The following is a 24,368-nucleotide window of genomic DNA, read 5'->3' on the forward strand; positions in this document are numbered from 1 at the left end:
CTTTATACTTCTGGGGATGCAAACAATATTAGGAGCCAACGGAATCATAGGTGAAGAACTGGCCAAGGCCTTACGCAAAAAATATACCTCAAATATTAGTTTGGTTGGGCGAAATCCTAAAAAGGTACACCCAGAAGATGAATTGGTCATTGCTGATCTACTTGATCCAGAACATCTAAAAATTGCATTGAAACAAACAGAAATTGCCTACCTCACTGTTGGACTACCATATTCCTCGGAAATATGGTTGCGCGACTGGCCTAAAATTCTTCAAAATGTTGTTGAAGCTTGTAAGGCCCAACAATGCAAATTGGTGTATTTTGACAACACATATGCGTATCCCCAGGATAGTCATATCCAAATTGAAGAAACGGTTCTTGCCCCAAAAGGCAAAAAAGGAAAAGCAAAGAAAATCGCGGTACAATTTGTTCTGGAAGCCATTAACAACCAAGAAATTGAAGCCGTCATTTGTAGAGCTCCCGAATTTTATGGCCCTGGAAAAACTAAAAGCATTACCAATACCCTGATTTTTGATCCCATCAAGAAAGGAAAAAAACCTAAAGTCTTTTTAAGGGATGATGTTCTCAGAACCTTAATCTATACTCCAGATGCCAGTGCTGCTATGGCTCTGTTGGGAAATACTCCTGAAGTCTATGGAGAGACCTGGCACCTTCCCTGTGATGACCAAAGGTTGACCTACAAACAGTTTATAGCAGAAATATCCCGACAGCTCAAGAGAGAAATCCCATATACTATTCTAAATACGCTGACCTTAAAAATAGCCTCCTTTTTCAATGCAAATGCAAGAGAGACACAAGAATTGCTGCCCCGATATAGGCAGGATAATATCTTTGACTCTTCCAAATTCAAAAAGCGTTTTCCCAATTTTGAGGTTACCCCATACGCCAAGGGGATTCAGACCATATTATCAGAGATGTTATGATGAATAGCAGAGGAGGTACATTCCTGTCTTAAACCTAGGCCCACAAAAAATCAGACCAAGAATACCGGTCCTAATCCTGTTGCCAATATTACCATGAATCGCATCTGTTTTAGCTCACCCTCAAAATTTCATCAGCTTTCCTTTGGACTTGGTTACAAATGGATTCAGATTTGTTCCAAAAGAAGCATATCTAAAAAATCATGAGTATATTTAGTTTATGAAATATACTTCCAAGTATCGTCGGGGAATTATTCTGGATTATGTGATCGGATGGACGCTTGCTTTTGTTTTTTTAAGTATTGTAAGAGGCTTGGGAACCGAAGAATTAGGTAAACTTAATTTCGACTTTCAATCCAGTCTCCTCATAGCAATTACTTTAGGCCCGCTTATGGGGTTAATCAGTGGCTATGTTCAGATGATTATGGAAGAACGCTTTTACAGACGGGTCTCCATCCAACGCTTCTTATTGATTCGACTCGTTTATATTTTCATATTTCTAGTGATATTGGTCCTTTTGGCGTATGGCATCTATAACTTGTACTTTCAAACCAGCATCGACCTTGTGACCTTTGCTGTAGACGCCGGTAGTGGCGCCATTTACTTTTATGTGATTACTGTTGACTTTTTTTTAAGTGTTTTACGACAAGTAAACTTAATGCTGGGTACAGGAACTTTAGGCAAACTGCTCTTGGGAAGGTACTATGAACCCAAAGTTGAAGAACGCATTTTTATGTTTTTAGATTTACAATCAGCCACTAGTTTGGCCGAAAAGCTAGGACATATCACCTATAGCAAATTGCTTCAAGATTGTTTTAATGACCTAGGAGTAGTGGTAGGGGATGAAGCCGAAATTTATCAGTATGTGGGAGACGAAGCAGTATTGACATGGAACTATAAAAATGGTATTCGACAACAAAACTGCATCAATGCCTTTTTTCGTTTCACTCAGCAACTACGGGATAACAAGGCTCATTATCTAGCTAAATATGGTTGTGAACCCTTCTTTAAAGCTGGTATTCATTTAGGAAGAATCACAGTAACGGAAGTGGGTGCCTTAAAGAAAGAAATTGCTTTTCATGGAGATACCATCAACACAGCATCAAGAATTCAATCCCAATGCAATGCATTAGGAGAAACCTTATTGATTTCAGAAGCTCTAAAGACTAAACTATCCGGAGAATCCTATACATACACCTCCCTTGGCGCCATTCCCTTAAAAGGAAAGAAAAAAGCTGTTCCGGTTTATGCCGTAAAACCTGCATAGCATAGCGCGGTCAGTTTTTGATTTGGTATGCCCAAATTTCTTCGTAAAGGCATTGGAAAAGAACTTAAACGATCATCATCTGCGTACTAAACGACTTTTTGAATGGAAGCGTCTTAATTCCGCTTTTTTTGCAAATTAGCTGCAAAAATGTTACTTTTTTTGTTCAAAATGGACAAAAAAACATTCTTTATAGAATATTTCTTGCTATTTTGGAGTTATTAATTTAGCATCAATTCCTTGTAAAGTACCTATATCTGGGCATTGGCAGTTAACAAAAGCTAATAACAATCTTAATATAAACATAATTAATCGTATAAATTTGGTACAGATTTTACGTTTAATTAATTTTACCCCATTCAAACAAAGTAAAGAATATGGATATTTTAAATGAAGCCAAAGCATTTGAAAAGGCCAAGATGAGCAATATGTCTACGAGCGATCGCGTAGTTGCTTCAAGAGAAGCCAAGCGATTGATCTTAGCCATTAATGAAATCTATAAGAACACGAAGGAATCTGAGCTTATGGATTTGATGAAAAGATTGACCGCAAAAAAGAAAAAAATAGAAGTCCGACTTAAAGGACGTCCCGATCCTGCCATCTAGACCTGAAGATTGACATGAAAAATGGGTTAACCGCGATGGGTGCAGCATTGTAATGATTCTGATTGATCCCTTCACTGGATATTTTCACAATAGTAGTATTAGGACTATTGAAGAAGATATAGCAATCCTTATGTAATCACGCTAAATTTTCCTTTTTATTTGCAATGCGCTATGCTAAGTGCATTCCTTTAAAAATAATCTCGAAGGTACTGACATCAAAAAGGAAAAAATCGGATCTATTCTTCACTATTCTCGAACACTTCAATAGAGAATAGTAAATTTTAAGAGCTTAATTTATTTTGTTTATTCTTTTTTGTAATATGTTAAACAAAAAAGAGTAATTTCGTTGCTATTGTCGCCAACAAGGCGAAAAGGCAAATCTTTAAGCACGCATCACATGAGAACCACAGTAGTAATTGGAGGAAGCAAAGGAATTGGCAAAGCACTAACGCATATCCTGATCGAAAATCAACAAGTAATTGTTATCAGCAGATCTGTTCCAGAACTTGTTCACCCCAATCTCACACATTACCCCTGTGACATCCTGACCGATGAACTTCCGAGCCTGACCCAAGTTGATAGTCTAGTATATTGCCCGGGAAGTATTAATTTAAAACCCATTTCCAGGCTAAGTTTGGATAATTTTAGGGAAGATTTTGAAATTAACGTCTTGGGGGCTGTAAAGGCCATTCAAAAATACCTCAACATCCTCAAAAAATCCGATAGTCCTTCGATCTTGCTGTTTAGTACCGTAGCCTCCAAATTGGGTATGCCGTATCACGCCAGTATCGCCACTTCAAAATCGGGCATTGAAGGGTTGGTCAAATCATTGGGAGCCGAATTGGCGCCAAAAATACGAATCAATGCCATTGCCCCTACCGTTACCGACACCTCTTTGGCTTCAAAATTGTTGCGCAATGATAAAATGATAGAAAATATCACCGCAAGACATCCGCTACAGAAATTCCTCAATCCAGAAGAAGTTGCTGAAACCGCTGCCTTTTTGCTTTCCCGAAAAGCCGCTGCATTTTCAGGGCAGATCTTTGAGATGGATTGTGGCATTGTATCCTTCAAGCTATGATTCTTCCTATACGTCCATTCCCCTAATTGGAAAGATTATCATCAGAAATCCCCAGGGCATTATATAAACTTGCATTGGCGTGGAGGTACTTCACTTCCAGCTCATTGGCTTTTATACTTGCCGTAATTAACTTTTGCTCTCTGGAATTAATAAGAAATAACGAGCTTTCGCCTAACTGAAATTTTCGTTCTTCAGCACTTAAAAGGGTCCGGTAATCTTTAACGATATCCTTAATGAGCACATTTTGAGTTTCCAAAGAATTAATTTCTGCAGTGACCGCATCTACTTTGTTCTCCAATTCCAACCCCATACTTATCCGATCAAAGTTGGCGTCTTTGAGCTTGGTATTGGCCAGACGTACAGCACCACGTTCTTTCCGTAGAAAAATAGGAACACTAAAATTTACCGAAGCTTTATAATTCGCTGTATTAAAGCCCCCAAACTGCTGTGAATCCTGTGTCAGAAAATTATAACTCAGATCTAGTCTTGGCAATAGTTTGTTTTTCTTATAAGCTCGGTCTATCCGTAGCCCGGCAATCTTGGCTTCTATCTGTTGTAACTTAGGATGCCCTGCGACCAAATCCCTTGTTGTGGTAATGCCATCCAAATAAAGAGAACTAGACAACACCTGTTCCGTAGGGCGCTCTGGAACAACCTCATCCTGTATTTGCAATGGCAGTTCATTGACCCATAAAAAATTACCTACTTTCAAAGCAGCCTTTCTTCTTTTTAGTTTTGCCGCTTCCAGCTTTAATTTTCGGTCTTGAAAGGCAATCCGGGCCTCCACCACATCAATAGCCGCTTTTTCCCCAACTTCTGCACTGCGTTCAATCCCTTTGAAACGAATTTCAGCATTATTTAGAAAATCCTTAAAAATCTGTTCTGCATTATATGCTTTCAACCACTCAAAATAGGCTTTGCTGGCCTCAAAAATCAGGGTATTGACCAAGAGATTTCGTTGTGCCTGCGTCTGATCCCGAAAAAATCGCGCTTTTCTTAGCGTCGCCATACGCTCATTGATCAAAAAACCTTCCAACACAGAAAAAGAGACTCCAGCGCTAAATAGTCCTCCATCTGGAAGGCTGTCTCTGGAATTCAAAAACTCTCCCGTATTCTCTTCAAAATCTACTTTAAATTCTATCCCATACCAGGTGGGTATTTTAAAAACAGCGTTGAATTCATCATAATATTCAATTCCCTTAAATTTTTTCCGATCAAAATCGACTTCAATTTTAGGATCAAAGCCACCTCTTGCTTTCAAAAGATTGGCCTCGCCAATAGTCAAAATCAGATTGGCCTGTTTCAGCAAAGGGTGGTGCTCTTTTACATACCCCAGATACTCCTCAAAAGAAAGGACACGAATAATCGCAGGCGCTTCTTTTTGGAGCGTTGATGTTTCTTGTCCGAATGCTCCCTGCATCAAAATCAGAAGCAAGACAATTCCCAATGGTCTTATATTCATGATTTTTTAGCTTTTGTTTCCTCAATTTTTTTTCCTTCTGGCTGATAGTAATTTGGCGGAAATCCATTGAGTTGTCGCCATAACTCGTACCATATAGGCACATCTTCCAAGAGTGCAATAGTGTAGGCACCAGATCCCACGCGTACATTTTTTGGCCATTTCACTTCATTCCCATCTGGCGCAATCAAAACGCGAAATTTTCCATTGTCACTGATAAAAGTCTCTATGGCCACTACCTTTCCTCCAAAGGTTCCAAAGGAAGCATTAGGCCATCCGCTAAAGAAAATTGCCGGCCATCCATCAAACTGGATACGGATCTTTTCATTAAGATGGATCAAGGGAAGGTCTATGGGATCTACAAAAGTTTCCACAGCAATATCATAATTGGAAGGCATAATGCCTACCAAACGTTCCCCCTCTTTAAAAGTTTCTCCTATTCCTCCTCGAATGGCTTTATTGACAAATCCATCTTGAGGCGCCTTTATATAATAGAGTGCATTTCGTATTTCATAATTTGCCGATTGGTTATCCAATTTGGTCACCTCGGCTGTAGCTTCGAATTGATTGGAAGCTGCCGTAAAGCGATCACTTTGGGCTTTAGCAATCTTATCTGCATATTGCGCCGCGACCCTACTGATTTCCACTTCCGCATTGATTGTAGCATTTTTACTGGCCAACAACTTATTTTCCTGAGAAATTTCCTTTGCCACAGTTTCCTGAAGTTTCAATCGCTTTGCTTCTACATCAGTTACCGCTTTTAATCCTTCTTCTTGTAGGGTCACTGTCCTGTTGTACTGGCGCTCTGCTATTTTTTTATTCGTTATTGCGGCCTCTAGGTCAATACTATCGGATTGCACCTTTAGCCTTGCTTGTTGCAACTTATTCTTGGCTTGTTGCAGCTTAAGGCGTTGTTCCCTCCCCAATGCTGCAATCTGATTTTCCAAAGCATTGATCTTCCCTTCATATGAAGCCACAGATTGGCTCTTAGCATCGCGTTGCGCTTTGGTCCTTTCTACTAACCGAGGATCCTGATACTCTGTTTTTATTTCGGAAATAAACAAGATCGTATCTCCTTTTTTTACAAAGTCCCCTTCTTTGACATACCATTTTTCAATACGACCGGGAATAGGTGATTGTATGGTTTGTGGACGTTGGTCCGGGGTCAGAGTGGTCACATAACCATTGCCGGTAACATTTTGGGTCCAGGGCAAAAAGGATATGATCACTCCCAAAATAGCAAAGGCCGCAAGAAACCTATTGAACACCTTAAAATGTTGTCTTTTGGAGGATTTCATAAATGCCTTATAGTGCTCAAGGGACACTTTCTTATTTAATTGATTATTGGATATATTCAGCATTTTTAATCTTTTTTAGCAATTAAACGACCTTTTTGAAGAGTAATCACTCTAGAACAAGCTGTGTTCCACAAGCTACTTCGCGTAGCGACCACAAGGGCCCAAGGACGTTCCGGAGCAGTTAGATAGGCTATAATTTTCTTAGCTTCCGAAGTTTCGAAGTATTCCAATGGATTTTTCAACAATAAGAACTTTGGTTGATTTACAATAGCCCTCGCCAATACGATACGTTTAGAGACCGTTAAAGGAATTTGCTGCCCTTCGGGATACAACATGGTATGCAAGCCATCGGGTTGTTCCTTTACAAAGTCAAAAAGACCGGTAACTTCCAACACCTCATCTAAATATTTTTTGGGAATATTGTTATCTCCCAAGGTGATATTTTCCAGAATCGTTCCCTCAAAAGGATTCTGCTCTGGCAATACCTGGCCCACTTGAGCACGATATTTATTGGCCCAGACCCCTTTTATGGACGTATGGTTCACATATAAGCTTCCTTCCGTAGGCGGCAATAGACCGGATAACATCTTCAACAAGGTAGTTTTCCCAGAACCTGAGGCGCCCTCCAACAATAAACGATCTTGGCTGCCCAACACAAAATTCAAGTCCTTCAAAATTTCTTTGCCCTTCGGTGTGGTATACCCGGCATGATCCAATTCTATTAAGAGCGTATCATTCCCCTCAAAAGGATCGATTCCCTCTTGTCCCTCGAGCTTCTTATCTACTACTTGTCCAATTTTTTCCAAGGACGTAAGCACATCGTAAAAAGTTTCCAGACCTGTAATCAGCTTTTCTACCGAGGCAATGATCAAAAGAATAATAATCTCTGCCGCTACGAATTGCCCAATGTTCATTTGTTGGTTCAACACTAACAATCCTCCAATGACCAACAAACCTGAGGTCACCAAAATTTTAAAGCCGATCATTTGAATAAATTGAAGCACCAAAACCTTAAAGTGATTTTCCCTGGCGTCCAAATAATCCGCCGTCAGATTATCATTTCGGTCCATAGCCAATTGCGTTTTCCCGGACAGTTTAAAACTTACCAAGGAACGAGCAATTTCCTGTATCCAATGGGCTACTTTATATTTATTCTTGGATTCTTCCAAACTGGTCTCCAGTCCCCTCTTTGCTGTAAACTTAAAGACTAGATAAATAAGCAATAACAGTAGAATGCCATAAATAATAAAGAAGGGGTGATAAAAGGAGAGCAACATCAATCCAAAGGCAATTTGCAGGATGGCTGCAGGAAAATCGATCAATATTTTAGACAATCCTTTCTGAACCGTCAAGGTATCGAAAAAACGATTGGCCAATTCTGGTGGATAATACTGACGTAACTCTTCCATGGTAATTTTTGGAAAACGATACACAAACTCAAAGGAAGAGCGCGTAAAAATTTTCTGTTGAATGTTTTCAAGAATACGTACTTGCATCAACTGCAATGCGCCTTGAAAAGCTACACCAAGCGTAACCAAAACCACCAGTACGATCCAGGAAGTGGACAGCTGTGCCCCTTGAATAAGGTTGATAATGGCCTGTATCCCCAGGGGTAGTGAAAGGGCCACAAGGCCTGCAAAAATAGCGTAATAAAATAATTGTTTAATATCGCGTTTATCGAGTTTTAATAGTCCAACAAAACGCTGCCAAGGAGACATAATCTCTTTCATTTAACGAAAAGTTTAAATGGTTTGCACAAGGCGCTATAGTATCTTTTTAAGAGCCCAAGATGTGCATAATAAAATTTAAGGGTATTTTGGGGCAGAACATCCATGAATATAGGATGCTCCTAAAAATAAAAACTTAGCTACATTCCGGAGGTGGAATATGAATCGTCCTATCGATCTGTAAGATCATGCCCTGTTCGTTTGCAGGTGTAGTGTTAACGCCAGACAGCATGATTAAGTCAGTCGATAGTATGAGCAGTAATTCACTTTTTTCATCCGTATTCTCATCTTCCACGCGATCCTCTTCTTCCGTATCATCCTCTCCATCATTTTGTGTCATCTCAAAAATAGGGACCTGTATAAAATAATTGCTTTGAAGTAAGGGCTGAGCCACCAAAAAACCAAGAGCCAAAAATAAAATCAGCCCTCCAAATCCTTTGCATATGTACTTCATTGATATTTTCATTTTTGAATGGTTTTAAATACCAGATCCGTATAAAATCGTACAATATTATTTTTTCCTTCCTCCACATCGGTCAGAGAAGGTAAATGTTTGGAGAAATAACGTTGGTGATGCGACCCTTCGATAACCGTAGAGATCAACATGTGTGGAAACTCAAAGGTCGGATTGACCTCTAAAACTAAATCACTTACCCGAGAAACAACTCGCTTAAAAGTCTTATAAAACCCTTTTTCATTCTCCTTATCAATGTCCTTTGTATGGTAGGCCTTAGCCGATTCTGCAATGATAATGCGATGAAGCGTCACTTCATTGATATAAGAAAAAGAGTTGTCTTCGGTAATGTTATTGGTCAGAATTTCCAAGGCAATTTGAAGCTTTCTCTTAGGTTCGGATACATTATTCGTTGCAAATACCAATTTATATTCGATCCAACTCCAATACCAGCTAACCAAGTACACCAATAAAGCATGTTTACTACTGAAGTAGCGATAAATGGAGCTTTCGTTGGAATTTATAGCCACCCCTAGCTTTTTAAAAGTAAAACTTTCAAACCCCAGGGCATCGATCATCGCGATACTTTCAGATACGATATTTTGTCCAAGCTCCGTAGATTCCGGGTTCTTGGTATAAAGCTCGGGGCTTATTTTTATATGTACCGACAGGTTTTTCATTGTAATACTCTTCAAATATAATAGTATTACTATCATATTCCAAAAGTTTAACTTTTAATTTAGATATAGATACTCTTATTTTTTATTTGTACTTTATGGTATCATCGGATTTTATGACTACAAATTTTATCATACACGAGCAGGCGAAGACCTATGAATGGGCCGGAGATTGTTTCTTATCGATAAAATCTTTCTACCATGGAACGGCGGATTACGCTATTGGAGCACGTCAGTACAAAGTAAATGAGGAAAACTTTTTGATTTTAAACGAATGCACCAAATACCGCTTGATCATTGATACTCCCACACCAACAGAATCTTTCTGCGTATTTTTTTCCCCGGACTTTGTATCCCAAACCCTTACCAATTACTGTGCAACGGACGAAGAACTCCTAGATCATTCTCCTAAAAAACAAACTGGAATTTCCATGTTCGAACGCAATTATACACATCAAGGAGCGCTCTCTTTCATTTTGCTCCAGGGAAGAAAGGCTTCCAAACTTGGGATGTCTTCCTTAGCTCGGGATGAATTTTACCTTGACCTATTGACAGCATTGTTCCGACAAAACTTTGCGTCCGGATGTACTGCCTTAGGCTTAGAGTCAAAGAAAAAATCGACCCGACTGGAAATCTATCAACGTCTTTATCACGCCAAGGATTTTATGGATAGTAACTTTCAAAAGGACCTAGGGCTCTATCAGATTGCGGCTATTGCCTGCATGTCTCCCAATCATTTCCTCAGGAACTTTAAACAGCTATTTCACCAGCGCCCTTTTCATTATCTATCCATGCTCAAGATTCGTAAAGCCAAGCACCAAATTTTAACTACGGATAAAACCATTCAGACCATTGCTCGGGATGTTGGCTATTCCAGTATGAGCAATTTTACGCACTATTTTAAAACGATTACGGGATACTCTCCTTCCCAACTCAGAAAAGGTGATATATAGGAATCCAAGCAAGCCTTTTCTTCTTTCCTTTGACCTAAAAGGAAATCATGAACATATGCCACATATTTTTAATTTTTACGCTAATTTCATCTGTATTAAAGTCCAATGACATGATCGATCGATTAAAGATCCTCTTACAAAACAAAGAAGAAGAAAAATTGCTTGCATTTATCCAAGAGCAACCTGAGGTACTCAGTATGAAGGATGACAATGGAAGTTCGGGCATCCTATTGATTGCCTATGGGGGATCAACCAGCGTTTTTTCTTCCGCCATTGCCCTGAAAACTTCCTTTACTTTCCATGAAGCCATTGTTTGTGGAAAATTGGATCTGGTAGAAGAACAACTAATAAATCAGCAATTCAAGGATATCAACACACATTCCGAAGATGGCTTTTCTCCTATCGCCTTAGCTGCTTTTTTTGAAAGAATCGCTATCGTTAAACTTTTGTTGAAACATGGGGCAGATCCAAATTTAGCTGCAAAAAACCCTTCAAAAGTAAATGCGTTACACGCCGCAGTGGCCAAAGAAAATTATGCATTGGCTCAATTTTTATTGCAAAATGGAGCTCGTCCAAATACCACTCAAATCCAAGCGGTAACACCGCTACATGCTGCCGTGCATCGGGGTAATTTAGCCCTGACCAAACTCCTGATCTCGTACAAAGCTTCCCCTTCACTTAAAATGGATAATGGGGATACTCCTTTAGCCATTGCTGAACGCGAAGGACATAAGGCTATTGCAACTTACCTCAAAAATCATACTAATACAGAGAATTAAACCTTATTCCTCTATGCTGTTAAGGCTATTCCTTAACATTGGACAGGGAATAGGGAAGTGCTTCCTTGGTTATGGCCCATTCCTTATTGGGTTTTTTATCCATCTCAAATTGTAATTCCCCTCCTTGCTGAATGGTTTCTGTACTAATCCATGTGCGATCCAATGATTTTCCATTGAGCAATGCACCCTTAATATAAGGACTACGTCTGCCATTATTCTTAGCTGAAATCATAAAGGTTTTCCCGTTTTGAAGATGTAAAGTAACCTCATCAAACAAGGGACTGCCAATTACGTATTGATTCGTGGCCGGAGCAACCGGATAAAAACCTAATGCACTAAATACATACCACGCAGAGGTTTGCCCATTATCTTCATCCCCGCAATACCCATCTGGTGCCGGAGTATATAATTTGGTCAGTACTTCTCGTACTTTTTCTTGGGTTTTCCAGGGTTGCCTTCCATAATTGTACAAATAGATCATATGTTGAATAGGTTGATTCCCATGGGCATAATTTCCCATATTGACAATTTGCATTTCCCGGATCTCATGAATGGTAAAGCCATAATAGGAATCATCATAATCCGGTGGCATCTGGAATACCCCATCCAACATATTCACAAATTCATCGGCACCACCCATTAAATCTGCTAACCCTTGCACATCATGAAAAACAGACCACGTATAGTGTAAGCTATTCCCTTCCGTAAAAGCATCTCCCCATTTCAAGGGATTAAAAGGGGTTTGAAAGTTTCCATCCTTATTTTTCCCACGCATCAATTTGGTCGTGGGATCGAACAACTTTTTGTAGTTGAGGGATTTTTCATAATAGGCATGGGCCAAACTGTCCTTCCCTAATGATTTTGCCATTTGGGCAATCGTAAAATCAGCATAGGCATATTCTAAGGTTCTTGCGGCATTTTCATTGATACCCACATCATAGGGCACATACCCCAATTCGTTATAATAGTCCACTCCGGCCCTGCCTACGCTATTTACGGGTCTTCCATCGGCCACCGTGGCATTTTTTAAGACCGCGTCCAAAAGCAATTCTTTATCAAAGCCGCTAACTCCTGTTAAGTGTGCATCCGCAATAATAGGAGCCGAATTAGATCCAATCATACAATCGCGATGTCCTGGGCTTGCCCATTCCGGGAGCCATCCCGATTCTTTATAGGTATTGGCCAATCCTTCCATGATCTGCCCATTCAATTCTGGATACATCATATTGAAAAATGGAAATACCGCTCTAAACGTATCCCAAAAACCATTGTCCGTGAACATATATCCGGGGGCTACCTTTCCATTGTAAGGACTATAGTGCATCACTGCATTGTTTGCATCCAATTCATAAAACTTCCTTGGAAATAAAAGCACGCGATAGAGGCAAGAGTAAAAGGTTTTTAAGTGATCCTTATCTTTAGAGGACACCACTATCCTATTCAACTCCTTCTCCCAAGCATTCTTTGCCTTAGTGCGCGTTTCTTTAAAGGTATCTGCGCCTATTTCCCGGTCTAAATTCAATTGTGCCTGTTCAGGGCTTATAAAAGAAGAGGCTACTTTTACGTGGACAGTCTGCCCGCGTTTGGTTTTAAATCCAATGATCGCTCCAACATGTTCCCCTTTATTTTCTGTGCTATTCTCTTGGAGTTCCCACTCATCTCCCCAAGTATGGGCGAGGTCAAAGTCCGTATCAAATTCGGCGACAAAATAATTATGAAAATTCTCGGGCACTCCGCCACTATTATTTCTACAATACCCTATAATTTTTCGTTCCTCCGGAAGAATTTTCACCATAGACCCCTTAAAAAAAGCATCTAGAAGGATATAGGCCTTCTCCGTTTCCGGAAATGTAAACCTAAAATGTGCTGCGCGTTCTGTAGGGCTTATCTCGGTCACCACATCATAATCGGCCAAATACACACTATAATAATCTGGTCTCACGGTCTCGGCCTTATGAGAAAACCACGAAGCACGTTCCTCTTCTTTGTATTTTAAATCTCCGGTCACCGGCATCAAGGAAAATGCCGCATAATCATTGATCCATGGACTAGGCTGGTGGGTTTGCTTAAAGCCCCTAATAGAGTTTTCGCGATATTTATAGGTCCATCCATCACCCATTTTGGAAGTCATGGGTGTCCAAAAATTCATCCCCCAAGGAGTGGCTATGGCCGGATAGGTGTTTCCGTTGGACAAACTAAAATCAGAATCCGTTCCCATTAAAGGGTTTACATATTCCAATAGCGATACCTCCTCGAATGATGCTGTTTTGTCCTCGATGGTTTTCTCCATTTTACATCCACTAAAAACCAGCAGTGCACCTCCAAGGATACTACTCCAGATTTTCCTTTTTTGTAACATCATATTTTTTATTTTTTTAGCAAACTCCCATTTCCAGAATTCTCAATAGTGCTTCATAGTATCGCTCTAAAATTTCACCAAGGAGCAATCTAATCTTTTACACCCCTAAAAACTAAAATCCCCAATGATTCTTTCTTATAAATGCTTATTTTTAGAAAAAATCCTGACAAGCTATTTTTAGTATTGTTTTCTACAGATAGACATCCAAAAATGAAGTGTTCGCCTGTAAAAATATTACAAATTAGTTTCAGGCTAATGAAAAAGTTGTTTTTCTATTTTGGCACCCTATTCTATGGCTATGATGAAAGTATCTTTTGTTTTAAGAAGTATTTCCTATGCTTTTTTTATTGGTATTTTGGTTATGGGTTGCAGCGAAGGCAATCCAAAAACTACTTTGATTACCAAAAATGGGGAGAATCGGCAAGTTCCGGAACACATAGATTTTACTTTTCATGTAAAACCCATTCTTTCCGATCGGTGTTTTAAATGTCACGGGCCAGATAAAAATGCTATTGAAGGGGGATTGTCCCTCCATACGGCAGAGGGTGCCTACATGATTTTAGGAGAAAAGAAAGACCATCATGCCATTGTTCCGGGAGATATTGAAAAAAGTAGCCTTGTAGAACGGATTTATACCGCTGACGAAGGTGTATTGATGCCCCCACCAGAATCTAATCTTATTTTGTCGGATTATGAAAAAGCGATTTTAAAACGATGGGTAGAACAAGGCGCTGAATATAAAGAACATTGGGCTTTTGTGGCTCCAACAGCTCCAAAAATCCCTACGGAACTCGATACCGTATGGGGCAATAATGAGATTGATAAATTTACCTTGAAAAAAATGGAAGAACAAGGGTTACGCCCTTCTTCCGATGCCTCCAAAGAAAAATTGATACGAAGGATCTATTTTGATCTAACCGGACTCCCTCCCAGTCTCTCTGAAATTGAAGCCTTTGTTAGGGACAAGGCTCCTAATGCGTACGAAAAAGTATTAGATCATATCCTTAATACTACGGATTATGCAGAACATATGGCCTCGGAATGGATGGATATTTCCCGATATGCGGACACCCATGGCTATCAGGATGATTTTGAACGAACCATGTGGCCTTGGCGGGATTGGGTGATTCACGCTTTCAAAAAAAATATGCCTTACGACGAATTTATTACCTACCAACTTGCTGGAGATCTTTTGCCCAATCCTACACGAGAGCAATTGTTGGCCACAGGTTTTAACAGAAATCATAAGATTACCGCAGAAGGCGGTGTGATCCCTGAAGAATATAGGATCGAGTATGTAGAGGATCGGACCATTACGTTTGGTACCGCTTTTTTGGGACTTACCTTGGAATGTGCCAGGTGTCACGACCACAAATACGATCCCATTAGCCAACAAGACCATTTTGAATTGTTCAGCTTCTTTAATACGATTAATGAAAAAGGTTTAATGGGCAGCCCTACGGAGATTCCGGAACCTTATATGATGATTACTAAAAAGGAAACGGAAGGTGTTCTAAATTTCGTGCAACTTCAGGATAGTGTGATGACAGAAGTACCGGTAATGATCATGAAAGAAATGGATACGCCAAGAAGCACCCATATTTTAGATCGGGGGGTATATGACCAAGCCCGTGAGGAGGTATTTCCAAACACCCCAAAAGCCATTCTTCCTTTCCCAACCGCGTATCCAAGAAATCGACTCGGCCTAGCACAGTGGTTGTTTCACAAAGACAATCCTTTAACCGCCAGAGTTACGGTAAACAGATTATGGCAACGGATGTTTGGAAATGGATTGGTAGCAAGTTCCTTTGATTTTGGGAATCAAGGTGCCCTTCCTACCCATCCCGAATTATTGGATTTTCTTGCGCTTAAACTGCAAAAAGAAAACTGGGATACCAAAAGAATGCTGAAATACATCGCATTGTCAAAAACCTATCAACAGGATACAAAAATTACCGAAGAAGCGCTGCAAATGGATCCTGAAAACAGATTTTTGGCTAGAGCTCCCAGACTGCGCCTATCTGCTGAACTTATCCGGGACCAGGCCCTGAAAATAAGCGGTTTATTATATAAAAAAGTAGGCGGACCAAGTGTAAAGCCTTATCAACCTGAAGGTATTTGGGAGGAGACTACCGGAGGTGGAGGGGGCAGTACTGCGGCATATGTACAGAGTACCGGGCAAGATCTTTATCGCAAAAGCCTGTATACCTTTTGGAAGAGAACCGTGCCCCCTCCAAGTATGATGACCTTTGATGCCTCTTCCAGGGATTTATGTTCCGTAAAAAGACAAGAAACCAACACTCCATTGCAGGCTCTAGTACTATTGAATGATCCACAACTTATTGAAGCCTCCAGGGTAATGGCGGCCCAGGCATTGCGAAAGTATAGTTCCAATATTGATCAACAGATAGCCGAATTATTTTCTAAAGCTACCTCGCGCAAACCGCGTTCGGAAGAAATGGAGGTGTTAAAAAAACAATACGCTTCCATGCTCGAAAAAATAGATCGCAAAGAAATTATTCCTTCAGAATACCTAACCATAGGAAAGTCTTCGGTGGCAGACGATATTCCTGAAAGAGAATTAACCGCATTGGCTTTAACGGCCCACACCGTATTAAATTTGGATGAAACCATTTCAAGAGGTTAGTTATGAGTGAAAAAAAGATTCTAGAAGAACGTTCCCTAATTTTAAATCGGAGGTCTTTCCTAGGAAAAACGGCATTGGGTGTTGGTGGTGTTGCCCTGGCTTCATTATTGGGTTGTAATTTTTTTCGGAAGGATGAGAATGGCATTCTTACGCCTACCGACAATCTTACCGGACCCCAAGGGATTTTAAATGGATTGCATCATCCTGCCAAAGTAAAACGGGTCATTTATCTTTTTCAAAGTGGAGGCCCCTCCCAATTAGAACTTTTTGACTACAAACCTTTATTGAATCAACGCCGTGGAGAAGATCTTCCTGAATCCATTCGCGCCGGGCAGCGATTAACAGGAATGACCTCAGGACAGGACAGTTTTCCCTTGGTAGGTTCGCTTTTTGGTTTTAAACAATATGGAAAAAACGGAACCTGGATCAGTGATCTTTTGCCCTATACCGCTAAAATGGTGGACGAATTGTGCATTGTAAAATCGATGTACACGGAGGCTATAAATCACGATCCGGCCATTACTTTTTTCCAAACGGGGAGTCAGCAGCCTGGAAGACCCAGTATTGGTTCTTGGTTGAGTTATGGCCTAGGGAGCGAAAATCAGAATCTTCCGGCTTTTACGGTACTCTTATCCAGAGGAACCGGAAGACCCAACGGACAGCCGTTGTACACGCGTTTATGGGGCAATGGTTTTTTACATTCTTTGCACCAGGGCGTACAATTCAGAGCGGCAAAGGATCCGGTGCTCTACTTAAACGACCCCAATGGCATCAGTAAGGCTACCAAACGTACCCTATTGGATAATCTGGCCGAACTGAACGACCAACAATATCAGCAATTTGGAGATCCCGAAATACAAAGTAGGATTGCACAATATGAAATGGCCTATCGCATGCAAACTTCAGTCCCAGAAGTTATGAAGACCGATGACGAACCAGATTACATCTATAAAATGTATGGGGCCGATGCTAAAATTCCAGGTACATTTGCGGCCAACTGTCTTTTGGCCAGACGCCTTGCCGAAAAAGATGTGCGCTTTATTCAATTGTATCATACGGGATGGGACCAACATGCCAACCTCCCCGGAGCCATTGAAAAACAAGCCAAGAACGTAGATCAGGCCTCCGCTGCCTTAGTAGCCGATTTAAAACAACGGGGGATGTTAGAGGACACGCTGGTGATTTGGGGCGGTGAATTTGGTCGCACCAATTACTCTCAGGGAATACTGACCGACACCAATTATGGAAGAGACCATCACCCCAGATGTTTTACCATGTGGATGGCCGGTGGTGGCGTTAAACCTGGGATAGTTTATGGAGAGACCGATGATTTTGGATATAACATTGTAAAAGACCCTGTTCATGTGCACGACTTTCAAGCTACCATGTTACATCTCTTAGGAATAGACCATGAAAAACTCACCTACAAATATCAAGGTCGTAGATTCCGGTTGACCGACGTGGAAGGAAAATTGATCAATGATATCTTAACCTAATGCATCGAAGGAGTTTTATAAAAAATACAGGCGTATTATCTACTGGCCTCCTTATGGGAAGCCCCATTTTAAGCGCTATGGAATCCTATAAAGACGCTATTATTGGGCATCGTTCCCATCAATACAAAATAGATCTGAATTGGGGAGCTCTAAATTCATCCTTCTATCCGGTAAATGATTGTCACGAAATGGTTCAAGATTCCAAAGGAAGGATCCTTTTATTGACCAACCACATTAAAAATAATGTCATCATCTATGATCGGTCCGGTAAATTATTGGAAGTATGGGGCACGGAATATCCGGGCGCCCATGGATTGACCCTTACTGTTGAAAATGGGGAAGACTTCCTCTATATCTCGGACAATACAAGACACGAAGTTATTAAAACCACTATAGACGGGAAAGTGGTACAGGTATTCCCGTATCCGGCTTCTTCGGGGAAATATAGTTCCAACGAGCAGTACATTCCCACGGAAACGGCCATAGCCCAGAACGGCGATGTATATGTGGCCGATGGCTATGGAGCACAATATATACTGCATTATAACGCTGCTGGAAAACTGGTAAATATCTTTGGCGGTAAAGGAAGGGAAGACCATCAATTTCTTAATGCTCATGGTATTTGTATAGATGATAGAGATGCGGACAATCCTTCTTTATTGATTACGGCAAGAGAGCAAAATACGTTAAAACGCTTCTCCATGGAGGGCGAGTTCTTGGAAAGCTATCATCTCCCAGGGGCCTATATTTGCAGGCCTGTAATTCATAACAAACATGTATATCTGGCCACTATTTGGTCTGGAGATAAAAGTGAAGGTTCGGGTTTTGTTGCTATACTCAACGAAGAAAACAAATTAATATCTGCCCCAGGAGGGAGTACCCCAACGTATAGCGCGGGTACATTAGAACCCATGTACCAAGCCTTAAATGTCTTTTACCATCCCCATGACGTTTGTGTGGATGATGACGAAAACTTGTATGTGGCACAATGGAATGCAGGGAAGACCTATCCCATAAAACTACTGCGCGTATGAGAAATCCTTTGCTAAAATATCTGTTGCTGTTGTGCATCACTATTCAAGGAGTGGAGGCACAGGAATTGGCCGTAGGTAAGGATTTTCAATTAGCTCCTCCCATATTGCACATAGATTCCACCTTCTTCAATAAAAATGCCCACTTGGAGATGAAATTTGAATTTTCCGGAGCAACCATACGATATACGTTAGATGGATCTAAGGTTGGACTGGATTCCCCTAAATATACCAAACCTATTGTTTTGCGGAAATCCTGCATCGTAAAGGCTCGTAGTTTTCATCCGGAGTACCGGGCAAGTGAAACACGGGAGCTGCAGATCGTGCAACAAAAAAGCGATTTTTCAAAGACTGAGATTCGCGTAAGTCCACAACCAAGTTCCAACTATGCAGCTAGGGGCACGCTCAGTTTAAAAGACAGCCAAAAAGGGAGCTTAGATTTTAGATCAGGGAACCATTGGGTAGGCTTACAGTCCAAATCAATTGCTTTTACTCTTCATTTTTCCAGTGCAACAAAAATTTCCCAAATCACTTTGAGCACCTTGATCGATCAAGAAAATTGGATTTTCTCTCCAAAGGCGGTAACGGTATTTTCGGAAGCAAAACGCATTGGACAACTTGAATTGCCCAAGGCACGGGAAATTCAAAAAAAACAATTTCAATTCATTAGCATTCCTTTAGTTTCCCAAACGTATAAAAACCTTCAAATTGTGGTGCATTCCCTTGCCGATATTCCAGACTGGCATCCCGGTTCTGGCATTCCTTGGTTTTTCATCGATGAAATTTTAGTTGAATAAAGCATGATACTATTCTCACTATCCATACAAATAGGCCACTTACATCCATTATTGGTGCATTTGCCCATCGGTATTCTGACCTTGGCCATAGTCTTGGAACTCTATGCTTATAGGAAGCCTTCTGATATTGCTACGGAAATGATTACCTTGACCTTAGCCGCTGCCGCCCTAAGCGCCTTGGTCTCTCTTGGAAGCGGATGGCTACTTGGAGAAGATGGGGGCTATGACGAAACCTTGCTTTTTAGACATCGTTGGATGGCCGTAGCCTTGACCCTGTGTTCCATTGCGCTCTTTTTCTTTAAAAAGTCCAAGTTACCCTTGTTAAAAAAGGGCTACCTTCCCCTTTTTATTGCTACCCTGGCATTACTGGGGATAACCGGGCATATTGGAGGCAGTATGACCCATGGGGAAGATTATATTTTCCAAGAGGCAGAACCACAAGCCCTAGTCATTACCGATGCCAATAAGGCACAATTGTATCAGGAAATTGTACAGCCCATATTCAATGCCAAATGCGTAAGTTGCCATAATGTTCAAAAAGCAAAAGGGGGGCTCCTTATGACGAATACCGAAACGCTTTTGAAAGGTGGGGATTCAGGGAAAATTTTGGATTCGATATCCGATAGCGAACCCGCGCTACTTCTACAGCGCATGCGCCTCCCATTGGAAGATAAAGAGCATATGCCTCCCAAAGGAAAAGTGCAACTCACCTCGGATGAAATCCTATTGCTCGAATGGTGGATGGAAAACAATCATTGTTTTGACTGTATTGCCGGAGATCTGGAAAAAAACAAAAAAATTGACAAGGCTTTAAAGGGTTTGGAAAAAGATACCTCCTTGCGCGCGCTAATCGCAGAAAAAGTGGATCCCGTATCCCAAGAATGGTTACTGGAGTTGCAACAAAATGGGGTTTCAATATATCCGATTGCCGAGACAAGCCCTTTACTCATTGTCAACATGGCGGGATTAAAAAATTTAAAAAAAGAACTTTTTGCACCACTAAAGAAGTACGCCGGGAATATTGTAGAGCTCAATCTAAGTCATTCCAACTTCGATGATGAACTCTCCCCTGTTTTGCCCAATTTTGAAAATATCACCAAACTACAGTTGCAACACACAGCCATCACCGACAAAAGTATAGTAGCCCTCAAAGGGCTGAAGTCTTTGGAATCCCTGAACGTATACCATACCGCCGTGAGTGATGTCTCCCTATCACAAATAGAGCAGATGCAACACCTGAAAAATCTTTACCTATGGCAAACCAATGTAAGTACGGCAGGGCTTTCAAAATTACAGCAAAAGCAAACCGATCTCTGGATTCAAGGCGCCATTTCCGATAGCATTTTTCCCGAAAGTACGCTAGAACCTCCCACCATATTAGCCGATACGGAATTTTTTGGAGATACCCTCACGGTACATGTAGAAGGAGTATTTGATAATGCAAAACTCTACTATACCTTGGACGGTACAATTCCGGACACCAACTCCCTTCTCTATTCCAAGCCTCTAGTGCTAGACAAATCAACAAACCTCAACGTCATTAGCTATCTGGAGGGATGGAAACAAAGTGAGATACGCCATGCCCAATTCAGAAAGAACAGTATTGAAGTATCTAAGGTTTCCTTACATAATAATCCGCATAAAAATTACACTGCACAGCAAGGAAATACATTAATAGATTTGACAAGGGGGTCTTTGGATTTTTCGGACGGACATTGGTTAGGCTATCAAGGAAGTCATTTTACCACTACCTTCCAATTGTCTCAGGAAAAGGAAGTTTCCTCCGTATCCGTGGGGGCGCTCTCCGCTCCGGGGAGTTGGATTTTTTTTCCTTCCGGTATTCGTATTTGGACCTCCTTAGATGGAAAAAAATACCATGAGACCGCAGCTGTGCAATATCCAGCAACAGAGAACACCTTTGTTGTGGAGCGTTCATTTTTTGATGTTGCTATTGAGCCGGTAAAAACAAAATATGTAAAAGTGCAAGTGCGAAGTCCATTGAGGAACCCTTCTTGGCACCCTGCAGCAGGAAAAGCCTGTTATATCTTTATTGATGAAATCGTAATCAATTGATATCAGTTGTATTTAATGTATCGTTCGGGTAATTAGCCCTTCAATTTTAGAATTGATCGCCCTAAAGGCTACATTGGCGCTTTCTGAATTAAATATATACTTGGTATCTGCATATTTCAATACCGTTACAGGTACATTATCCAGAGAATCATTGTGGCTTAGTTGCGAGGAACGATCAGCTATATATTCCAATAGGCTATTCATCTCTTGTGGGGAAATTTTAGCCTCGATCTCTGTAGTCCCTTCTTCATCGCATATGGATTTGTACACCACCGTACCATCATTGAATATCCAAAAATTTATGGAATTGCAAGTCGTATTATACTGATCTTGGAAATAGGCCAAAGCAATTTTCTTTTCCGGGACACCCGACCCGGACAGGACATCACTTGAAGGTTGGCATGCTGCCAACACTCCCAACAAAAAGGACAAGATTCCTATTTTTTTTACGTGATTCATAACTATTAATTTGTACCACAATGGTTTTTCTACTAAACATTGACGGGGGTGTCTTTTACCTCAAGGTACTACACTACCTACGAGATTTAAAATTAATTGGTTCAAATGCACAAAAAAAACCACCATCTCTATATAGAGACGATGGTTTTATCAAATTCTAAAAAAAAAGTCGCTTTTTTTATTGATTTGTTCTTACTATAGTAAAGGTTTCTTGTGAAAAATCTCCACTCAAGGCCAAACTGAGATAGGCATTCAATACAAAAATCTCTCCATTGGCCAGAGCCGCCGTTGTAGGGAATTTTTCGGCCGCTACCGGAAATGTCCCGATAAGTTCGGCATTGTGCCATTCATTATCTTCAGAGCGAAGCAATTGTGTTCCTGGGTTATTCCCAAGGCCATTCTCTACCAAAACAATATCACCATTTGCGGTAAGCTCTAGACCATCGGCACCTACGAATAGAGGGGCATTGACAGGATAAAAATTCTCTGGCTGATCAATATCCACTCTAAAAAGTCTTCCATCATCCAACTTATTTACAATAAGAAAATCTTCAATAAACACAATTCCGTTTAATCCAAATCCTCCCGGAGCAGGTGTAAAGTCCTCACCTCCGTTCACAAAAATAGAAGCTTCAAAAGTAAGGCCATCCACACGATATATTACTGGAGAAAAAGAATCCGTAACGTAAATATTCCCCTCATTATCTACTGCAATATCATTCGCAAATACTGGAGTTCCAGAGGGTAACAATGCGCCGAGGTTTACTCCTTCAATAAGCTCACCTGTAGCCAAATCATAAATTCCCAAGTAGGCCCAGGACCCTTGAGCCACACTATTGCGAGAGAACCCTAAATCTCCAGAAACGGCCAATAGGCGATTGCGGTCTTCATCGGTAAATACTCCTGTAACGCTTCTTAAATTATCCTCGGAAACAAAAGTCTCATAATCTCCAGCGGCATTCACATACCCCACTTCGCTTCTTGTAATGGATCCTACAACAAACTGTCCATTGATGGTATTAAAATCGATTCCTTCTGGATATAATCCGGTTTCCGTTATGGTAATTACATTAGGAAAACCCTCGGCAGGAGCATTGGGGTCATCCTGATTTGTGGGGTCTGTTGGGTTTTCTGCGCCTCCATTCGGATTATCCACGTTAATTTCAGGATCATTGACCGTTATGGTGGGGTCATTGATGATAAAATCATTTTCGCACGCTTGTAGTGCTGCCAATGCCACAAGGGCAAGGGCAATCTGTTTTAAATTCTTAATTTTCATAGGTATGTTTTTTGAATTTCTACAGTCGTATAGCGATTTTAAACATAACAGCTTTTGTAGGATTTAACATCGGGCATTTTTTATTTAACAAAGCTTTATTAGTATTCCATGCTACATGTGATGTCTCTGTGATACATAATGCTTTTCGTTTTGATTAAAATGCTTATTTTGGAAGAAAATTGAAGCTGAGATGAGTTGGATAAAAACAATCGGATATGATGAAGCAAAGGGCACACTCAAGAAGTTGTACCAACGCCTCAAAGGCCCTAACAATAAGGTGGACAATGTATTATCGATCCACAGTTTGCGCCCGCATTCCCTTAACGGACATATGACCTTGTACAAGAGCGTATTGCACAATACGAACAATACTTTGCCCAAGTGGTATTTGGAAGCTATTGGGGTCTATGTGAGTTATTTAAACCATTGTCCCTACTGTGTCAGTCATCACTTTGAGGGCTTAAAGCGGCTCCTGCAGGATGATGTCAAAGCTTCCCATTTCTTTACATGTATAGAAAATGATAGCTTACATACTTTTTTTGATGCTCCCTATTTTAGCGGAATTGCCTATGCCAAGCGTCTCACCCTAGAGGCCCATACAACTACCCAAGAGCATATAGAAGCTTTAAAAGCTGAAGGCTTTACGGAAGGGGAAATTTTGGAAATCAATCAAGTGACCAGCTATTTCAACTATGTCAATAGAACCGTGGTTGGTTTAGGCGTAAACACAAAAGGGGATATTCTAGGGCTTTCTCCCAATAACAGCGACGACCCCTCGGACTGGGAACATCAATAAAAAATCTACTGCTCTATATCGATAGCTTCAAAAGCAATGAGTTCATGGTTTTCAAAACGCGGCGTAACTTCCATGGGATTACAACAAACTTCACAATCTTCCACATAGGTTTGCACCCCTATTGAGGTATCCAACAACATTGAAATTTCTTCCCAGCAATACGGACATTGGAAAAAGTGTTCGTACATAGCCTT

The 24,368-nt window shown here is 40.7% G+C and carries 21 protein-coding genes; 12 read left to right on the forward strand and 9 right to left on the reverse strand.

The features are described from left to right. Positions 1-16 precede the first annotated feature (16 nt). The 4 genes from ACEXOE_RS17905 (at position 17) to ACEXOE_RS17920 (ending at position 3,890) form a co-directional block, all read left to right on the forward strand. Positions 17-943, forward strand: a complete 927-nt coding sequence (locus tag ACEXOE_RS17905) for an NAD-dependent epimerase/dehydratase family protein (protein ID WP_394750220.1) — start codon at positions 17-19, stop codon at positions 941-943. 217 nt (positions 944-1,160) lie between these two features. Further along, on the forward strand, positions 1,161-2,207 hold the full coding sequence (locus ACEXOE_RS17910) for an adenylate/guanylate cyclase domain-containing protein (protein WP_394750221.1): 1,047 nt from the start codon (positions 1,161-1,163) through the stop codon (positions 2,205-2,207). 374 nt (positions 2,208-2,581) lie between these two features. After that, positions 2,582-2,809, forward strand: coding sequence for a hypothetical protein (locus tag ACEXOE_RS17915; protein WP_394750222.1), 228 nt, complete (start codon positions 2,582-2,584; stop codon positions 2,807-2,809). Positions 2,810-3,206: 397 nt separating this feature from the next. Then, positions 3,207-3,890: an SDR family NAD(P)-dependent oxidoreductase gene (locus ACEXOE_RS17920; RefSeq protein WP_394750223.1), complete on the forward strand. Its 684-nt coding sequence runs from the start codon at positions 3,207-3,209 to the stop codon at positions 3,888-3,890. A gap of 22 nt (positions 3,891-3,912) precedes the next feature. Here the strand turns inward: ACEXOE_RS17920 and ACEXOE_RS17925 are convergent, their stop codons facing one another. The 5 genes from ACEXOE_RS17925 to ACEXOE_RS17945 form a co-directional block, all read right to left on the reverse strand. Next, the gene (locus ACEXOE_RS17925) at positions 3,913-5,352 is read right to left on the reverse strand and encodes a TolC family protein (RefSeq protein ID WP_394750224.1); all 1,440 of its coding nucleotides are present in this window, start codon (positions 5,350-5,352) and stop codon (positions 3,913-3,915) included. Beyond that, positions 5,349-6,710, reverse strand: a complete 1,362-nt coding sequence (locus tag ACEXOE_RS17930) for an HlyD family secretion protein (RefSeq protein ID WP_394750225.1) — start codon at positions 6,708-6,710, stop codon at positions 5,349-5,351. The genes ACEXOE_RS17925 and ACEXOE_RS17930 overlap by 4 nt, the downstream gene beginning before the upstream one ends. Before the next feature lie 2 nt (positions 6,711-6,712). Next, a complete protein-coding gene (locus ACEXOE_RS17935; protein ID WP_394750226.1) occupies positions 6,713-8,377 on the reverse strand; it encodes a peptidase domain-containing ABC transporter in 1,665 nt (554 codons plus the stop codon). A gap of 133 nt (positions 8,378-8,510) precedes the next feature. Beyond that, positions 8,511-8,828, reverse strand: coding sequence for a hypothetical protein (locus ACEXOE_RS17940; protein ID WP_394750227.1), 318 nt, complete (start codon positions 8,826-8,828; stop codon positions 8,511-8,513). An 8-nt stretch (positions 8,829-8,836) separates the two neighbouring features. Further along, positions 8,837-9,544 (reverse strand): TetR/AcrR family transcriptional regulator, encoded by a 708-nt coding sequence (locus ACEXOE_RS17945; protein WP_394750228.1) that lies wholly within the window; start codon positions 9,542-9,544, stop codon positions 8,837-8,839. A gap of 77 nt (positions 9,545-9,621) precedes the next feature. On the opposite strand from ACEXOE_RS17945, the gene ACEXOE_RS17950 reads away from it, so the two are divergent. After that, entirely contained in the window at positions 9,622-10,458 is an 837-nt protein-coding gene (locus ACEXOE_RS17950) for a helix-turn-helix domain-containing protein (RefSeq protein WP_394750229.1), read from the forward strand. A 110-nt stretch (positions 10,459-10,568) separates the two neighbouring features. Continuing rightward, entirely contained in the window at positions 10,569-11,237 is a 669-nt protein-coding gene (locus ACEXOE_RS17955; protein WP_394750230.1) for an ankyrin repeat domain-containing protein, read from the forward strand. Positions 11,238-11,262: 25 nt separating this feature from the next. Here the strand turns inward: ACEXOE_RS17955 and ACEXOE_RS17960 are convergent, their stop codons facing one another. Then, positions 11,263-13,527: a GH92 family glycosyl hydrolase gene (locus ACEXOE_RS17960; RefSeq protein WP_394750405.1), complete on the reverse strand. Its 2,265-nt coding sequence runs from the start codon at positions 13,525-13,527 to the stop codon at positions 11,263-11,265. Between the two features lie 367 nt (positions 13,528-13,894). On the opposite strand from ACEXOE_RS17960, the gene ACEXOE_RS17965 reads away from it, so the two are divergent. From ACEXOE_RS17965 to ACEXOE_RS17985, 5 genes are read left to right on the forward strand one after another with little or no spacing between them, the layout of a single operon-like run. Then, complete coding sequence (locus tag ACEXOE_RS17965) at positions 13,895-16,243, forward strand: PSD1 and planctomycete cytochrome C domain-containing protein (protein WP_394750231.1); 2,349 nt, start codon at positions 13,895-13,897, stop codon at positions 16,241-16,243. A gap of 2 nt (positions 16,244-16,245) precedes the next feature. Continuing rightward, positions 16,246-17,739 (forward strand): DUF1501 domain-containing protein, encoded by a 1,494-nt coding sequence (locus tag ACEXOE_RS17970; RefSeq protein WP_394750232.1) that lies wholly within the window; start codon positions 16,246-16,248, stop codon positions 17,737-17,739. A gap of 53 nt (positions 17,740-17,792) precedes the next feature. Next, positions 17,793-18,773 carry an NHL repeat-containing protein gene (locus ACEXOE_RS17975; protein WP_394750233.1) on the forward strand — a complete coding sequence of 327 codons (981 nt, stop codon included), beginning with the start codon at positions 17,793-17,795 and terminating at the stop codon, positions 18,771-18,773. Further along, a complete protein-coding gene (locus ACEXOE_RS17980; protein WP_394750234.1) occupies positions 18,770-19,567 on the forward strand; it encodes a chitobiase/beta-hexosaminidase C-terminal domain-containing protein in 798 nt (265 codons plus the stop codon). The genes ACEXOE_RS17975 and ACEXOE_RS17980 overlap by 4 nt, the downstream gene beginning before the upstream one ends. 3 nt (positions 19,568-19,570) lie before the next feature. Beyond that, positions 19,571-21,640 carry an FN3 associated domain-containing protein gene (locus tag ACEXOE_RS17985; protein WP_394750235.1) on the forward strand — a complete coding sequence of 690 codons (2,070 nt, stop codon included), beginning with the start codon at positions 19,571-19,573 and terminating at the stop codon, positions 21,638-21,640. Between the two features lie 12 nt (positions 21,641-21,652). Here the strand turns inward: ACEXOE_RS17985 and ACEXOE_RS17990 are convergent, their stop codons facing one another. Both ACEXOE_RS17990 and ACEXOE_RS17995 read right to left on the reverse strand, forming a co-directional pair. Next, on the reverse strand, positions 21,653-22,099 hold the full coding sequence (locus ACEXOE_RS17990; protein ID WP_394750236.1) for a hypothetical protein: 447 nt from the start codon (positions 22,097-22,099) through the stop codon (positions 21,653-21,655). A 178-nt stretch (positions 22,100-22,277) separates the two neighbouring features. Then, positions 22,278-23,378 (reverse strand): hypothetical protein, encoded by a 1,101-nt coding sequence (locus ACEXOE_RS17995; RefSeq protein ID WP_394750237.1) that lies wholly within the window; start codon positions 23,376-23,378, stop codon positions 22,278-22,280. Between the two features lie 190 nt (positions 23,379-23,568). On the opposite strand from ACEXOE_RS17995, the gene ACEXOE_RS18000 reads away from it, so the two are divergent. Further along, positions 23,569-24,174, forward strand: a complete 606-nt coding sequence (locus tag ACEXOE_RS18000) for a carboxymuconolactone decarboxylase family protein (RefSeq protein ID WP_394750238.1) — start codon at positions 23,569-23,571, stop codon at positions 24,172-24,174. Positions 24,175-24,179: 5 nt separating this feature from the next. Here ACEXOE_RS18000 and ACEXOE_RS18005 read toward each other — a convergent pair whose 3' ends face one another. After that, positions 24,180-24,362 (reverse strand): CPXCG motif-containing cysteine-rich protein, encoded by a 183-nt coding sequence (locus tag ACEXOE_RS18005; protein WP_394750239.1) that lies wholly within the window; start codon positions 24,360-24,362, stop codon positions 24,180-24,182. Positions 24,363-24,368: the final 6 nt, after the last annotated feature.

This window comes from Spongiimicrobium salis (genome assembly GCF_043678055.1).
GTDB classification, from domain to species: Bacteria; Bacteroidota; Bacteroidia; order Flavobacteriales; family Flavobacteriaceae; genus Spongiimicrobium; species Spongiimicrobium salis.

What these genes read in the sequence shown, in the direction of transcription:
- ACEXOE_RS17945 (WP_394750228.1), bottom strand. Translation starts at nt 9,544, where the DNA reads ATGATAGTAATACTATTATATTTGAAGAGTATTACAATGAAAAACCTG.
- ACEXOE_RS17935 (WP_394750226.1), bottom strand. Translation starts at nt 8,377, where the DNA reads ATGAAAGAGATTATGTCTCCTTGGCAGCGTTTTGTTGGACTATTAAAA.
- ACEXOE_RS18005 (WP_394750239.1), bottom strand. Translation starts at nt 24,362, where the DNA reads ATGTACGAACACTTTTTCCAATGTCCGTATTGCTGGGAAGAAATTTCA.
- ACEXOE_RS17930 (WP_394750225.1), bottom strand. Translation starts at nt 6,710, where the DNA reads ATGCTGAATATATCCAATAATCAATTAAATAAGAAAGTGTCCCTTGAG.
- ACEXOE_RS17995 (WP_394750237.1), bottom strand. Translation starts at nt 23,378, where the DNA reads ATGAAAATTAAGAATTTAAAACAGATTGCCCTTGCCCTTGTGGCATTG.
- ACEXOE_RS18000 (WP_394750238.1), top strand. Translation starts at nt 23,569, where the DNA reads ATGAGTTGGATAAAAACAATCGGATATGATGAAGCAAAGGGCACACTC.
- ACEXOE_RS17910 (WP_394750221.1), top strand. Translation starts at nt 1,161, where the DNA reads ATGAAATATACTTCCAAGTATCGTCGGGGAATTATTCTGGATTATGTG.
- ACEXOE_RS17950 (WP_394750229.1), top strand. Translation starts at nt 9,622, where the DNA reads ATGACTACAAATTTTATCATACACGAGCAGGCGAAGACCTATGAATGG.
- ACEXOE_RS17955 (WP_394750230.1), top strand. Translation starts at nt 10,569, where the DNA reads ATGATCGATCGATTAAAGATCCTCTTACAAAACAAAGAAGAAGAAAAA.
- ACEXOE_RS17990 (WP_394750236.1), bottom strand. Translation starts at nt 22,099, where the DNA reads ATGAATCACGTAAAAAAAATAGGAATCTTGTCCTTTTTGTTGGGAGTG.
- ACEXOE_RS17915 (WP_394750222.1), top strand. Translation starts at nt 2,582, where the DNA reads ATGGATATTTTAAATGAAGCCAAAGCATTTGAAAAGGCCAAGATGAGC.
- ACEXOE_RS17980 (WP_394750234.1), top strand. Translation starts at nt 18,770, where the DNA reads ATGAGAAATCCTTTGCTAAAATATCTGTTGCTGTTGTGCATCACTATT.
- ACEXOE_RS17920 (WP_394750223.1), top strand. Translation starts at nt 3,207, where the DNA reads ATGAGAACCACAGTAGTAATTGGAGGAAGCAAAGGAATTGGCAAAGCA.
- ACEXOE_RS17965 (WP_394750231.1), top strand. Translation starts at nt 13,895, where the DNA reads ATGATGAAAGTATCTTTTGTTTTAAGAAGTATTTCCTATGCTTTTTTT.
- ACEXOE_RS17905 (WP_394750220.1), top strand. Translation starts at nt 17, where the DNA reads ATGCAAACAATATTAGGAGCCAACGGAATCATAGGTGAAGAACTGGCC.
- ACEXOE_RS17985 (WP_394750235.1), top strand. Translation starts at nt 19,571, where the DNA reads ATGATACTATTCTCACTATCCATACAAATAGGCCACTTACATCCATTA.
- ACEXOE_RS17975 (WP_394750233.1), top strand. Translation starts at nt 17,793, where the DNA reads ATGGGAAGCCCCATTTTAAGCGCTATGGAATCCTATAAAGACGCTATT.
- ACEXOE_RS17970 (WP_394750232.1), top strand. Translation starts at nt 16,246, where the DNA reads ATGAGTGAAAAAAAGATTCTAGAAGAACGTTCCCTAATTTTAAATCGG.
- ACEXOE_RS17925 (WP_394750224.1), bottom strand. Translation starts at nt 5,352, where the DNA reads ATGAATATAAGACCATTGGGAATTGTCTTGCTTCTGATTTTGATGCAG.
- ACEXOE_RS17960 (WP_394750405.1), bottom strand. Translation starts at nt 13,527, where the DNA reads ATGGAGAAAACCATCGAGGACAAAACAGCATCATTCGAGGAGGTATCG.
- ACEXOE_RS17940 (WP_394750227.1), bottom strand. Translation starts at nt 8,828, where the DNA reads ATGAAGTACATATGCAAAGGATTTGGAGGGCTGATTTTATTTTTGGCT.